We start from the raw sequence: 13,911 nt of genomic DNA, 5'->3' as shown, positions 1-13,911 counted from the left end.
GCCCATGTTGATGATCACCTCTTTTACCAACCCGCGCGTCGCCCAGGCGTTTGTCGACTATATGGCGACGCAGGGCGTTATTCTGACCATTCAGCAACATACTCAGACCGACGTCTGGCTGGCCGATGAGAGCCAGGCAGGGCGGGTCAACGAGGAGCTGGCGCGTTTCCTTGAGAACCCCGGCGACCCGCGCTATCTGGCGGCCAGCTGGCAATCCGGACAGACCGGCAGCGGACTGCATTACAGCCGCTTTCCCTTCCTTGCCACGATACGCGAGCGCGCGGGCCCGTTTACGCTGCTGCTGATGGCGGCCTGCATTATCGTCTTCATTATTATGAACGTGGTGGGCGACCAGAGCGTGATGATCGCGCTGGCGTGGCCGTATGACCCGTCGCTGGATTTTGACGTCTGGCGCTACTTTACCCACGCGCTGATGCATTTCTCGGTGATGCATATCCTCTTTAACCTGCTGTGGTGGTGGTATCTCGGCGGTATCGTTGAGAAGCGGCTCGGCAGCGGCAAGCTGATTGTCATCACCGTAATCAGCGCCCTGCTGAGCGGCTATGTACAGCATAAATTCAGCGGCCCGTGGTTCGGCGGGCTGTCGGGTGTCGTCTACGCTTTGATGGGCTACGTCTGGCTTCGCGGGGAGCGCGACCCGCAAAGCGGCATCTATTTACAACGCGGATTAATAGCCTTTGCGTTAATATGGCTAATTGCCGGATGGTTTGATCTGTTTGGTATGTCTATCGCCAATGGTGCGCACGTCACCGGCCTCGCCGTCGGTCTTGCAATGGCGCTTGCCGACACGCTCCATGCGCGAAAACGAACATAATTCTCAGGGATAATTGATGAAACAAACACAACGTCATGACGCCATTATCGAACTGGTCAAAAAACAGGGATACGTCAGCACCGAAGAGCTGGTCGAGCAGTTTGCCGTCAGCCCGCAAACCATCCGTCGTGACCTGAACGATCTGGCCGATCAGAACCGTATTTTGCGCCACCACGGCGGCGCGGCGCTGCCTTCCAGCTCGGTCAACACCTCCTGGCACGACCGTAAAGCCACGCAGACGGCAGAAAAAGAGCGCATTGCGCGTAAAGTGGCGAGCCAAATCCCGAACGGTGCGACGCTGTTTATTGACATCGGCACCACGCCAGAAGCGGTTGCTCATGCGCTGCTGGATCACGAGAACCTGCGCGTGGTGACCAACAACCTGAACGTCGCGAACACGTTGATGCAGAAAGATGATTTCCGCATCATCCTCGCGGGCGGCGAACTGCGCAGCCGCGACGGCGGAATTATTGGCGAAGCGACGCTCGACTTTATCTCTCAGTTCCGCCTCGACTTCGGCATCCTGGGGATCAGCGGCATCGACACCGACGGCTCACTGCTGGAGTTTGATTACCACGAGGTGCGCACCAAGCGCGCGATTATTGAGAACTCGCGCCACGTAATGCTGGTGGTGGATCACTCGAAGTTTGGCCGTAACGCGATGGTGAACATGGGCAGCATCAGCATGGTGGATGCGGTCTATACCGACGTGATGCCGCCAGCGGGCGTGATGCAGGTGATTAAGGATAATAATTTGCAGTTAGAGTTGTGTTGAAAAGCCGTTCTCCCTCTCCCTGTGGGAGAGGGCCGGGGTGAGGGCATCAGGCCGCACAAAACTAAACTCCGTACCCCATCATCTTCAACAGCTGCTGCGCATGCTGCACCGCATCCTGACGGTGCGCCACGCCCAGCTTCTGATACAGATTGCGAATGTGCGTTTTGATGGTGGTTGCCGCCACCGCCAGCTCACCGGCAATCTGCTCGTTGCTATAACCTGAATAGATCAGCCCCAGCACCTGCCATTCGCGCTGGGTGAGCGGGCTGGTGCGAATAAGCTCCGGCACTTCCGGGTGGTTCAGCAGACGTTCAACAAAGTTCTCGTCGAAATGCGCAAACTTGTGGCGATGGTGCTGATTAATTTCGCGCAGAATGCGCTGAGCGCGATGCTGATCCAGCTCCGGCAGCGTGTTGAGCTGAATCAGCTGGCGCAGCTGCTGCGCCATCACTTCACCTTCAATCACGAAGTGGCTAATAAACCCGGTGCGGTTCGCCAGCTGCAAGGCTTCCAGCAGCACGCGCTGGGCGTCATTTTTGCGGCCCGCCTGCCAGTAAAGCTGGTTGAGCAGCAGCAGGTTGCGGTTCAGGTCGCTCATCAGACGCAGGCTGCGGGCGTTTTCGTTTAACTCTTCCAGCACAATTTCGGCAGGCTCAAAGTCACCCAGCAGGATCTGCACGCGGGCGATGTTGCGCCACTGGCTTTGCAGGAAGTGGTTATTGGCAAATTCCGGTTTAGGTGTCTGGCGCAGCCAGTTGGCGGCGGATTTTTTGTCCCCCGTCATCTGCCAGTAAATCACCCGAACCTTGTCAGCGTTCGATACCCAGTCGCTGTGGTACTGACCGTTGCCGAGCAGGTTTTCCAGACGGTTAAGGTGATTGCGGGCGTTATCCAGATCGCCGCGCGCCAGCGAGCACTGCACCAGCAGGGCCAGACACTGCAATTGCTGCTGAGGCTGGAAGCCAGAGAGCACGTTCACACCCTGACGGGCGCAGCTTTCTGCTTCATCCAGACGCGACCATGCCCACAGCAGTTGAGCGCGAATACGCAACAGGAACTCGTGCATCGGCAGCTGTTCCAGGTGCTGTTCACGAATCAGCTGGAACGCTTTTTCCTGATTTTCCCAGGCGGCCTGCAGGAACCCCTGTGCGAATAAAATCTCGCTTTGCTGAATCAGGCTCCACAGGGCGTAGTGCCACACATCATGGCGGCGCGCCATCTGCTCGGTTTGCTGCATCAGCGAAAGGGAGCGCGTCAGTTCGCCCTTGCAGTGCAGCACTTCGCCGTGCACCGAGGTAGCCACAATCCGGCTGTAGAAATTCGCCAGCGGCAGTTCATCCAGCGCGACCATCGCCAGCCGTTCCGCTTCATCCGCATCGCCGTCGTTAATCGCGACCTGCGCCCGCAGGGCGTTAAATTCGCCGTGCAGGGTGATATCCATTTCGCTTTCCATCTCCTGCTCGGCGCGCGCCAGCAGGGTATTCACTTCGCTGTAGCGGTGCTGGCTCTGCATCAGCCAGGCCTGGAGCAGCACCAGGCGCGGGTTCTCCAGCAGGCTCTCCCACGGCAAGGCTTTCAACGACTCTTCCAGCAGCGTCAGTTCGCTGTGGTTAAACAGCCCCCACGCGTGGTTAAGCAGGATATCGCGCAGCATGCTGGCGTCACCGGCGGCAAGCGCGTGGTGAATGGCCTCGCTCGGGAAGCCTTGCGCCATCCAGCTTTCGGCGGCGGCGCGGTGGATTTCCGGCAATTCCGTTGCCAGCTCCCACTGGCAGCGCTGGCGCAGGAAGCTGCCAAATAGCGGGTGATAGCTGAACCACTCGCCGGGGTCGTCCATGCGCGTCAGGAACAGGCCCTGACGTTCAATCTCTTCCAGCTGCAGCTGACCGTTCTCACAGCCTGTTACGCGCACAATCAGCGCGTCGTTCATGGAGCGCAGCAGGGAGCTTTTCAGCAGGAAATTGCGGGTGGAGGGATCGACGCTGTTCAGCACCTCATCCACCAGGTAATCCGAAAGATGGCTGGCGTTGATGCCTGCCAGACGGCGCGCGGACTGGTGCGTCGGGCTGTTGTTTTGCCGGGCAGAAAGGGCAATCAGCTGCAGCGCCGTGGCCCAGCCTGCGACATCATCACACAAGCGGCTGCTTTCGGAGGCCTCAATGGGTGAGGTCAGGCGGCAGTCAAAGAACTGTTTCGCTTCCTGGTGGGTAAAGGCCAGCTGCTGGCTGCCCACTTCCAGAAGCTGATCGCGCACGCGCAGGTTGGCAATACCGAGCTGCGGCAGGTTGCGTGACAGCACGACCAGGGTCAGGTTTTCCGGCTGGTGGCGCAGGAAGAAGCGCATCGACTCATGGATAACCGGGTTCGTGATCAGATGATAGTCATCAATCACCACGTACAGCGGGCGATGCCATTCGGCCAGTTCGATAAACAGCTGAGAGAAAAGGGAGGACAGACTGGCGTACTGGCGCTTTTGCACCATTGCCTCGCTGGCGACGCAGTGTCCGTTGGTTGCCTGTTGAATAGCGGCAATCAGATAGCTGGCAAAACGCTCTTGCTGGTTATCGCCCTCGTCGAGGGAGTACCAGCCAAGATCGCTCTTACCTGCGGCCCATTGTGAAATGAGCGTTGTTTTTCCATAACCTGCAGGGCTCGTAACCAGCGCCAGTCGGAAATTATGCGCGCCGGAAAGTTTAGCCAGCAGACGCTCGCGGACCACTGTATGGTCAAGACGAACCGGGCGACTTAATTTTGACGGAATCAACATAGGTTTCACTTCACTGTGGGGAACGAGAGAATTTATTTTTTTTGCGCTTCGTAATTAATAGCTATAAGGTCGGTCAGAAAGAGAACTATTGCAAGTTATGTCTGGCTTTTGTGGCTCTGAATTTGCACTCTGTCACAAAACATTCCGGCCAGTGCTGGAACTTTTTTGAAAAGGCTTTGATGCCGCGTCAATGCTGGCTTGTATGGATGTCACGAGGCTGGGCTGAAACTGGTTTCAGAAAGGTATAATGACGTCGAATTTAATAAACTTCGGGTAAAGTTGAGTGAGATTAATAATCTCCTTAGGCAGGACCCGATTGCTGAAATATTATTCTCCGTAAGCAATCATTTCCGCGTGGATTAATTTCATCCAAAACCGCATTTCATTTCTTTGACATTCTCCCCGGTTACTTTTTTATCTTCCGGGCACACTCCGGCTATGCTCTCAGAGTGGCCTCGATCACACTTTTACGCTCATCCCCGCTACTCCTCCCTGTCTAATCCCCCACGGGAGGAGGAAGAGGTGAAATGAGCCAGGCACACTAGCGCCAACTTGTGTTTTCTTTCTAAAGGATGCCGATCCCCTATGTCACAGCCTACCTTCAACAAAGCTCAATTCCAGGCTGCCCTGACGCGTCAGTGGCAGCGTTTTGGCCTTCATGCTGCAAACGAGATGACGCCTCACCAGTGGTGGCAGGCGGTGAGCGGGGCGCTCGCAGAGCAGTTGGATGCTCAGCCCGTGGCGAAGCCCGTCAAAGGCCAGCGTCACGTTAACTATATCTCGATGGAGTTCCTGATTGGCCGCCTGACCGGCAACAACCTGCTGAACCTCGGCTGGTATCAGGAGGTGGGTGATGTGCTGAAAGAGCACGACATTAACCTGACCGACCTGCTGGAAGAAGAGATCGACCCGGCGCTGGGCAACGGCGGACTGGGGCGTCTGGCGGCCTGTTTCCTTGACTCTATGGCAACGGTCGGCCAGTCGGCGATTGGCTATGGCCTGAACTACCAGTACGGCCTGTTCCGTCAGTCGTTTGCCGACGGCCACCAGATGGAAGCGCCGGACGACTGGCATCGCAATACCTACCCGTGGTTCCGCCACAACGCGCAGCTGGACGTGCAGGTCGGCATCGGCGGGAAAGTGACGAAGCAGGGGCTCTGGGAACCGGCGTTCACTATTACCGGCGAAGCCTGGGACCTGCCGGTGCTCGGCTACCGTAACGGCGTGGCGCAGCCGCTGCGCCTGTGGCAGGCGAAGCACGCGCATCCGTTCAACCTGACCAAATTCAACGACGGCGATTTCCTGCGCGCCGAGCAGCAGGGCATCGACGCCGAGAAGCTGACGAAAGTGCTCTATCCGAACGATAACCACCTGGCGGGTAAAAAGCTGCGTCTGATGCAGCAGTACTTCCAGTGCGCCTGCTCCGTGGCGGACATTCTGCGTCGCCATCACCTGGCGGGCCGCAAGCTGGCGCAGCTGCCGGACTTCGAAGTCATTCAGCTTAACGATACGCACCCGACTATTGCCATCCCGGAACTGCTGCGCGTGCTGATTGACGAGCATCAGCTGAGCTGGGACGACGCCTGGGCCATCACCAGCCGCACCTTCGCCTATACCAACCACACCCTGATGCCGGAAGCGCTGGAGTGCTGGGATGAGAAGCTGGTGAAAACGCTGCTGCCGCGCCATATGCAGATCATCAATAAGATTAACGACCAGTTCAAAACGCTGGTGGAGAAAACCTGGCCGGGCGACAAAGCCGTCTGGGCGAAGCTGGCGGTGGTGCACGACAAACAGGTGCGTATGGCGAACATGTGCGTGGTGAGCGGCTTTGCCGTGAACGGCGTGGCGGCGCTGCACTCCGATCTGGTGGTGAAAGATCTGTTCCCGGAATATCACCAGCTGTGGCCGACCAAGTTCCACAACGTGACCAACGGCATTACGCCGCGTCGCTGGATCAAGCAGTGCAATCCGCTGCTGGCCGGCCTGCTGGACAAGACTCTGAAGAAAGAGTGGGCTAACGATCTGGACCAGCTGATTAACCTGGAAAAATACGCCGACGATGCGAAATTCCGCGAGCAGTACCGCGCGATCAAGCTGGAGAACAAGGTTCGCCTGGCGGAGTTTGTGAAAATGCGTACCGGGATTGAGATCAACCCGAACGCCATTTTCGATATCCAGATCAAACGCCTGCACGAGTACAAGCGTCAGCACCTGAACCTGCTGCATATTCTGGCGCTGTACAAAGAGATCCGCGAGAACCCGCAGGCCGACCGCGTGCCGCGCGTGTTCCTGTTCGGTGCGAAGGCGGCGCCGGGCTACTACCTGGCGAAAAACATTATCCTCGCCATCAATAAAGTGGCGGCGGCGATCAACAGCGATCCGAAGGTGGGCGACAAGCTGAAGGTGGTATTCCTGCCGGATTACTGCGTCTCGGCGGCGGAAATGCTGATCCCGGCGGCGGATATCTCCGAGCAGATCTCGACCGCAGGGAAAGAAGCGTCCGGTACCGGCAACATGAAGCTGGCGCTCAACGGCGCGCTGACCGTCGGCACGCTGGACGGTGCGAACGTCGAAATCGCCGAGAAGGTCGGTGAAGAGAACATCTTTATCTTCGGCCATACTGTTGAAGAAGTGAAAGCCATCAAGGCCAAAGGCTACGACCCGGTGAAATGGCGTAAAAAAGACAAAGTGCTGGATGCGGTGCTGAAGGAGCTGGAAAGCGGCAAATACAGCGATGGCGACAAGCACGCGTTTGACCAGATGCTGCACAGCATGGACAAACACGGCGGCGACCCGTACCTGGTGATGGCGGACTTCACGGCCTACGTTGAAGCGCAGAAACAGGTCGACGTGCTGTACCGCGACCAGGAGGCGTGGACCCGGGCGTGCATTCTGAACACCGCGCGCTGCGGCATGTTCAGCTCTGACCGCTCAATCCGTGATTATCAGGCCCGTATCTGGCAGGCAAAACGCTAAGGAAGCGCGATGGAGAGTAAACGTCTGGACAGTGCCGCGCAGGCGGCGGGAATTAGCCTCAGTTACATCAATGCGCACGGCAAACCGCAGTCTATTGGTGCGGACACCAAAAGACGTTTGCTGGATGCCATGCACAAAACCGACGCGAACGCGTCGGTTGCTCCGGTGCCAAACGTGAAGGTCTTTACCGCAGGCAAAAAGATGCCGCTGGCGGTGGAGGGGCGCGGCGAGTATAGCTGGCTGCTCACCACCGAAGAGGGGCATCAGCATAAAGGCCACGCCACCGGCGGCAAAACGTTAAACCTTCCGGCAAAGCTGCCGGAGGGCTACCACAGCCTGACGCTCACCCAGGACGAACAGCGTTTTCACTGCCGGGTGATCGTCGCGCCAAAACGCTGCTATGAGCCGCAGGCGCTGCTCGAAGGCAAAAAACTGTGGGGCGCCTGCGTGCAGCTCTATACGCTGCGTTCAGACAGCAACTGGGGCATCGGCGATTTTGGCGATCTGAAAAAGATGCTGGCATCTGTTGGTGAGCGCGGCGGCGCGTTTATCGGCCTCAACCCGATCCACGCGCTCTATCCGGCCAACCCGGAAAGCGCCAGCCCGTACAGCCCGTCTTCCCGACGCTGGCTAAACGTGATTTACATCGACGTTAACGCGTTAGACGATTTCAAAAACAGCAAAGAGGCGCAGGCGTGGTGGAAGCTTGAGACCACCCAGCAGCTGCTGAAGCAGGCCCGCGATGCGGACTGGGTAGATTATGCCTCCGTGACCGCGCTGAAAATGGCGGCTCTGCGCCTGGCGTGGAAAGGCTTTGCGAAGCGCGACGATGAGCAGATGGCGGCCTTCCGCCAGTTCGTGATGCAGGAAGGTGAAAGCCTTTACTGGCAGGCGGCATTTGATGCGCTGCACGCGTATCAGGTGAAAGAGGACGAAATGCGCTGGGGCTGGCCGGTCTGGCCGGAAGCGTATCAGACCGTGGATACCCCTGAAGTCAAAGCCTTCTGTAAAAATCATGCCGACGAGGTGGACTTCTACCTGTGGCTGCAGTGGCTGGCGTACAGCCAGTTTGCCGCCTGCTGGCAGGTGAGCCAGGGCTATAAGATGCCGATCGGCCTGTATCGCGATCTGGCCGTGGGCGTGGCGGAAGGCGGCGCGGAAACCTGGTGTGACCGTGAGCTTTACTGCCTGAAAGCATCCGTCGGCGCGCCGCCGGATATTCTCGGCCCGCTCGGTCAGAACTGGGGCCTGCCGCCGATGGATCCGCACGTGATGGCGGCGCGCGCTTACGAGCCGTTTATCGACCTGCTGCGCGCGAACATGCAGAACTGCGGGGCGCTGCGCATCGACCACGTGATGTCCGTGCTGCGCCTGTGGTGGATCCCGTACGGTGAAACGGCGGATCACGGGGCGTACGTGCAGTATCCGGTGGACGATCTGCTGTCGATCCTGGCCCTGGAGAGTAAACGTCATCAGTGCATGGTGATCGGTGAAGATCTCGGTACCGTACCGGTGGAAATTGTCAGCAAGCTCCGCGACAGCGGGGTTTATTCCTACAAAGTGCTCTATTTTGAAAACGACCATGAGAAAACCTTCCGCGCGCCGAAAGCGTACCCTGAACAGTCAATGGCAGTCGCGACGACGCATGATCTTCCTACGCTCAGAGGCTACTGGGAAAGCGGCGATCTGACCCTCGGCAAAACGCTGGGCCTCTATCCAGATGAAGAGGTTCTGCGCGGGCTGTATCAGGACCGCGAGCTGGCGAAGCAGGGGCTGCTGGACGCGCTGCACAAGCATGGCTGTCTGCCCAAGCGTGCCGGACATAAGGCGTCGCTGATGGCAATGACCCCAACACTCAACCGTGGCCTGCAACGCTATATTGCCGACAGCAACAGCGCTTTGCTCGGCCTGCAGCCGGAAGACTGGATTGATATGGCGGAGCCGGTGAACGTTCCGGGCACCAGCTATCAGTACAAGAACTGGCGCCGCAAGCTGTCCACAACGCTTGAGACGATGTTTGCCGATGACGGGGTGAACAGGCTGATTAAAGATTTGGATAAGCGCAGAAGGGCGGTGGGTAAGAAGTCGTAATTTGCCCCTCACCCTAGCCCTCTCCCCAAAGGGGAGAGGGAACCGATCGAGCAGGAGAGTCAGAGAGCCATATTCAACAGCAGACATCCTACCAGGCCGCAGACCGAAATAATGGTTTCCAGCATTGACCAGGACTTGATGGTCTCACCGATGGTCAGGTTGAAGTACTCCTTGAACAGCCAGAAGCCCGGATCGTTTACGTGAGAGAAAATCACGCTGCCGGAGCCTACCGCAATAACCATCAGCTCAGGGCTGACGCCCGTGGTGGCAATCAGCGGCGCAACGATACCGCCCGCTGTAATCGCCGCAACGGTTGCAGAACCCAGCGCGATACGCAGCACGGCAGCAATAGACCACGCCATCAGGATTGGAGAGATATTGGTTTCATGCATCATGGAAGCGATGTATTTGTCCACGCCGCTGTCGACCAGCACCTGCTTGAACGCACCGCCACCGCCGATAATCAGCAGCATCATGGCAATGATTTTGATGGACGAGGTCAGCGTGTCGTTGATCTGATCCATGGAGCGGCCACGGTTCAGGCCGAAGGTGAACATCGCAATCAATACCGCAATCAGCGTTGCCATCACCGGGTCGCCGAGGAACTCGGCAACGGCCAGGAAAGCGTGGCCTTTCGGCAGGATCATCTCCGCCACTGCGCGCATTGCCATCAGGATCACCGGTACCAGCGAGGTCCAGACGCTGACGCCAAAGCCTGGCATCTCTTCTTCAGTGAAGGTTTTGGCGCTGTACAGGCCTTCCGGAATAGGCTTATCAATGCCTTTCAGGAAGCGGGCATACACCGGGCCTGCCAGAATTACGGTCGGGATCGCCAGAATCGTACCGAACAGCAGGGTTTTACCCATATCGGCGTGGAAGATGGTGGCGATGGCGGTTGGACCCGGGTGCGGCGGCAGGAAGCCGTGGGTCACGGACAGCGCAGCAGCCATTGGTACACCCACGAACAGCAGCGGGATGTTGGCCGCGGCGGCGATGGTGAACACCAGCGGCAGCATCAGCACGAAGCCCACTTCATAGAACAGCGCGAAACCGACGGTAAAACCGGTTAACACCACCGCCCACTGGATGTTCTTCTTGCCAAACTTTTCGATAAGCGTGGTGGCAATACGCTGCGCGCCCCCGCAGTCCGCCAGCATTTTGCCGAGCATGGCGCCGAAGCCCATGATCAGCGCCAGGCTGCCGAGCGTGCCGCCGACACCGGCTTTGATAGAGCTGATAACTTTAACCAGCGGCATCCCCTGCATCAGACCGACTGCAAGTGCCACCAGAACCAGAGCGATAAATCCGTTCATTTTGAAGCGGATCATCAAGAGCAGTAATAACACAACACCGATAGCAACGATGACTAATGGCATGATTTACCTGGCCTTTGAATTGTTATGGGTAACGTCATTGTTTCAACGACAAATTCCGGTTGTCCCAACTGGGAACAGAGTGGTTAACGGCACTCATACTGATGCCTGCGAAACAGTTAAGTTTAGTCGGCTGTTATAAGGGTGTTGAGTGCCCACGAGAATGATACGGGTAACATATCGTGGTTGAGAATCACCCGGTGAGGCAAAATTTGAATTATGAGACGCAGGTCAACATATAGAGGGGGAAGGCAAGGGAGTCAGGCCCGGTAAGCGCAGCGCTACCGGGCAATACAGACGGGTACTGAATTAGTAGTAAGAGTGCTCGCCGCGCTGGTGCTCTGTCAGGTCGCGCACGCCTTTCAGTTCCGGGAATTCGTTCAGCAGCTGCTTCTCGATCCCTTCTTTCAGGGTCACGTCGACCATGGAGCAACCGTTACAGCCGCCGCCGAACTGCAGGATCGCCAGGCCGTCTTCCGTGATTTCCATCAGGGAAACGCGACCGCCGTGGCCAGCCAATTGTGGGTTGATCTGGGACTGCAGCAGATACTCAACGCGCTCCATCAGTGGCGCATCGTCAGAGACTTTACGCATTTTGGCGTTTGGCGCTTTCAGGGTCAGCTGAGAACCCAGCTGGTCGGTGACAAAGTCGATTTCCGCATCTTCAAGATACGGCGCGCTCAGTTCATCGACGTAAGCGGTGAGCTGTTCAAATTTAAGGGCAGTGTCAGTTGCTTCCACAGCGTCCGGAGGACAATAAGAGACACCACATTCTGCATTCGGAGTGCCTGGATTGATCACAAACACGCGGATCTGCGTCCCTTCTTCCTGATTTGCCAGCAGTTTGGCAAAGTGCGCTTGTGCAGAATCGGAAATACGGATCATAGCTTTGGCCTAATAGTTGACTAAATTACCTGGGTATAATCATACGCCCATTGAAGAAGGGCTACAAGGTACGGCACAGACACCATACCTGAACCGACGCGGCGCCGCTTTGCAAAAGCAGTCGGGAAAGTTCAGCAACGGTACTGCCTGTGGTGACGACGTCATCCACGATGGCGATATGGAGGCCGTGGACCGGCAATTCAAGACGAAAGGCGTTTTTCAGGTTCCTTTTGCGAAGCCGGGCGTTGAGCTGATGCTGGATGGCGGTGGCATGAACGCGGGTAAGCGCGCTGGCATCGTAGCGACAACCCAGCCACCGGGCGAGCGGGCGGCAGAGCAGGTCGCTTTGATTATAGCCGCGCCGCCAGTGCCGGCGTCGGTATAAGGGGACATTCACCACCATGTCGATTTTCGGCAAAGCGCGGGTTCGTCGCGCCTGTAAAACGGCCAGCAAAAGCAGGCGGGCAAGGGGCTGCGCCAGCGAACTCTGGCCGGAAAACTTCAGGGCGTGAATAAGCCCGCTCAGCGGCGGAACATAATCATCCACGGCCACCAGCGCGCTCCACGGCGGGGATTTTTTCAGGCAGCGGCCGCAGGGCAAATCGCGGTTCGCCGCCGGTAAACCACATTGCGGGCAGGTTGTGATATGCCTTTCCAGCGAACGCGTGCAGACGGAACAGACGCCCCACGCGCTGAGGGCAAGCGGCATTTTGCATAGCCAGCACAAGCCAGGCACTGTTAGCATGTACAACCTCCATGTGAAAAAAGAGAACAGTAACTGATGAAGACGCTGTGGTGGCAGACCGTAGGGACAGGAAATTGCCATCTTGTGCTGCTGCACGGATGGGGCCTGAATGCGGAAGTGTGGCATTGCATAAGCGAGGAACTTGCCTCGCAATTTACGTTACATCTGGTTGATCTGCCGGGCTATGGTCGCAGCCGTGGCTTTGGCGCGATGTCGCTTGATGAAATGGCGCAGCACGTTGTAGACGCCGCGCCGCAATATGCCATCTGGCTGGGCTGGAGTCTGGGCGGGCTGGTGGCAAGCCAGATTGCGCTCTCCTGGCCCGAGCGCGTTAGGGCGCTGGTCACCGTGGCCTCGTCGCCATGCTTTAGCGCAAAAGAGGCGTGGCCCGGCATCAAACCTGACGTTCTGGCGGGCTTCCAGCAGCAGCTGAGCGACGATTTCCAGCGGACCGTCGAGCGATTCCTCGCCTTGCAGACGATGGGCACCGAAACCGCGCGTCAGGATGCCAGAGCGTTAAAGCAGGTGGTGCTCTCACTGCCGATGCCGGACGTTGAGGTGCTTAACGGCGGTCTGGAGATCCTGAAAACGGCCGATCTGCGTGAGCCGCTGGCTGGGCTGAGCATGCCGCACCTGCGCATCTATGGTTATCTCGACGGGCTGGTGCCGCGCAAAGTGGTCCCACTTCTGGATTCCCTCTGGCCGGACAGCGAATCACAGGTCATAGCAAAAGCCGCGCATGCGCCGTTTATCTCTCATCCGACGGAATTTTGTTCAGCGTTGGTTGCGTTAAGTCAACGTTTAGACTGATTATTTTCTATCCAGCCTGGAAAAAGTTACACACCGCAACCATACTCCAGATGTCGTTGCGGTTGTTCTGCCTACGATGATCAAAACAACAATCCTATGGAGAGTCAGGCTATGAAACTTGTTACAGGTATTGTCACTTCTCTGGTTATTGGGTCACTGTCATTTGGCGTTTTTGCGGCAAAAGAGCTGGAAAAAGATAAAGTTGCCGGGATGAATCTGACGAAAATTGGTGAGATTTCTACGTCTGACACCACCGCGCCGATGGATGCAAGAAAAGAGCTGTCGAAGAAAGCGGATGAGCTGGGCGGGACATACTTCGTCGTCACCAGCGCAGAAAAACAGACCAAAAACGTACGCGCTACTGCGGACGTCTATAAGTAATACGATAAAACCGGGCAGCAATGCCCGGCTTTATTAGCGCAGTGCCCACCACTCCCTGAGACAGGCCTTTCCTTCCGGACAGCTTTTACAACTGCCGGAGAGGCAACCCTCCGCTTCGTCCTGAATCCGCACGGCTTTACCCATGGCTTCCAGGCGCTCCAGCATGGCATCGATCATCGGCTGCGGCGTATGCAGGCTAAGGCTGAGCTGTTTTGCCTCCATGCGTCCCTGTAATGCCAGTAAGTCACGAACCTGAATCAACGATGCCAT

The 13,911-nt window shown here is 57.4% G+C and carries 11 protein-coding genes; 6 read left to right on the top strand and 5 right to left on the bottom strand.

What is annotated here, in order from left to right:
- Positions 1–4: 4 nt before the first annotated feature.
- Both glpG and HBA26_RS05190 read left to right on the top strand, forming a co-directional pair.
- Positions 5–835 (top strand): rhomboid family intramembrane serine protease GlpG, encoded by an 831-nt coding sequence (glpG, locus tag HBA26_RS05195; protein ID WP_126345942.1) that lies wholly within the window; start codon positions 5–7, stop codon positions 833–835.
- A gap of 16 nt (positions 836–851) precedes the next feature.
- On the top strand, positions 852–1,610 hold the full coding sequence (locus HBA26_RS05190; RefSeq protein WP_028014684.1) for a DeoR/GlpR family transcriptional regulator: 759 nt from the start codon (positions 852–854) through the stop codon (positions 1,608–1,610).
- Positions 1,611–1,671: 61 nt separating this feature from the next.
- Here the strand turns inward: HBA26_RS05190 and malT are convergent, their stop codons facing one another.
- Positions 1,672–4,377, bottom strand: a complete 2,706-nt coding sequence (gene malT / locus HBA26_RS05185; protein WP_047367202.1) for an HTH-type transcriptional regulator MalT — start codon at positions 4,375–4,377, stop codon at positions 1,672–1,674.
- Between the two features lie 585 nt (positions 4,378–4,962).
- Between malT and malP the strand changes: the two genes are divergently transcribed.
- Positions 4,963–7,356 (top strand): maltodextrin phosphorylase, encoded by a 2,394-nt coding sequence (gene malP, locus HBA26_RS05180; protein ID WP_028014682.1) that lies wholly within the window; start codon positions 4,963–4,965, stop codon positions 7,354–7,356.
- Between the two features lie 9 nt (positions 7,357–7,365).
- Positions 7,366–9,447 (top strand): 4-alpha-glucanotransferase, encoded by a 2,082-nt coding sequence (malQ, locus tag HBA26_RS05175; RefSeq protein ID WP_126345941.1) that lies wholly within the window; start codon positions 7,366–7,368, stop codon positions 9,445–9,447.
- Between the two features lie 59 nt (positions 9,448–9,506).
- On the opposite strand, the gene gntT is transcribed toward malQ, so the two are convergent.
- From gntT to gntX, 3 genes are all read right to left on the bottom strand, one after another.
- A complete protein-coding gene (gntT, locus tag HBA26_RS05170; protein ID WP_028014680.1) occupies positions 9,507–10,823 on the bottom strand; it encodes a gluconate transporter in 1,317 nt (438 codons plus the stop codon).
- 306 nt (positions 10,824–11,129) lie between these two features.
- Positions 11,130–11,705: a Fe-S biogenesis protein NfuA gene (gene nfuA / locus HBA26_RS05165; protein ID WP_003861601.1), complete on the bottom strand. Its 576-nt coding sequence runs from the start codon at positions 11,703–11,705 to the stop codon at positions 11,130–11,132.
- 61 nt (positions 11,706–11,766) lie between these two features.
- Positions 11,767–12,450, bottom strand: coding sequence for a DNA utilization protein GntX (gene gntX / locus HBA26_RS05160; protein WP_069733637.1), 684 nt, complete (start codon positions 12,448–12,450; stop codon positions 11,767–11,769).
- Positions 12,451–12,486: 36 nt separating this feature from the next.
- Between gntX and bioH the strand changes: the two genes are divergently transcribed.
- Both bioH and HBA26_RS05150 read left to right on the top strand, forming a co-directional pair.
- A complete protein-coding gene (gene bioH, locus HBA26_RS05155) occupies positions 12,487–13,260 on the top strand; it encodes a pimeloyl-ACP methyl ester esterase BioH (RefSeq protein WP_126345940.1) in 774 nt (257 codons plus the stop codon).
- 111 nt (positions 13,261–13,371) lie between these two features.
- The gene (locus tag HBA26_RS05150) at positions 13,372–13,641 is read left to right on the top strand and encodes a YdgH/BhsA/McbA-like domain containing protein (RefSeq protein WP_028014676.1); all 270 of its coding nucleotides are present in this window, start codon (positions 13,372–13,374) and stop codon (positions 13,639–13,641) included.
- A gap of 33 nt (positions 13,642–13,674) precedes the next feature.
- On the opposite strand, the gene feoC is transcribed toward HBA26_RS05150, so the two are convergent.
- Complete coding sequence (gene feoC, locus HBA26_RS05145) at positions 13,675–13,911, bottom strand: [Fe-S]-dependent transcriptional repressor FeoC (protein WP_048960506.1); 237 nt, start codon at positions 13,909–13,911, stop codon at positions 13,675–13,677.

Origin of the sequence: Enterobacter sp. 725m/11, assembly GCF_011683705.1 — a bacterium.
GTDB classification, from domain to species: Bacteria; Pseudomonadota; Gammaproteobacteria; order Enterobacterales; family Enterobacteriaceae; genus Enterobacter; species Enterobacter bugandensis.
Note: the sequence above shows the minus strand (reverse complement) of the source record. Positions and strands in the feature narration are given on the sequence as shown.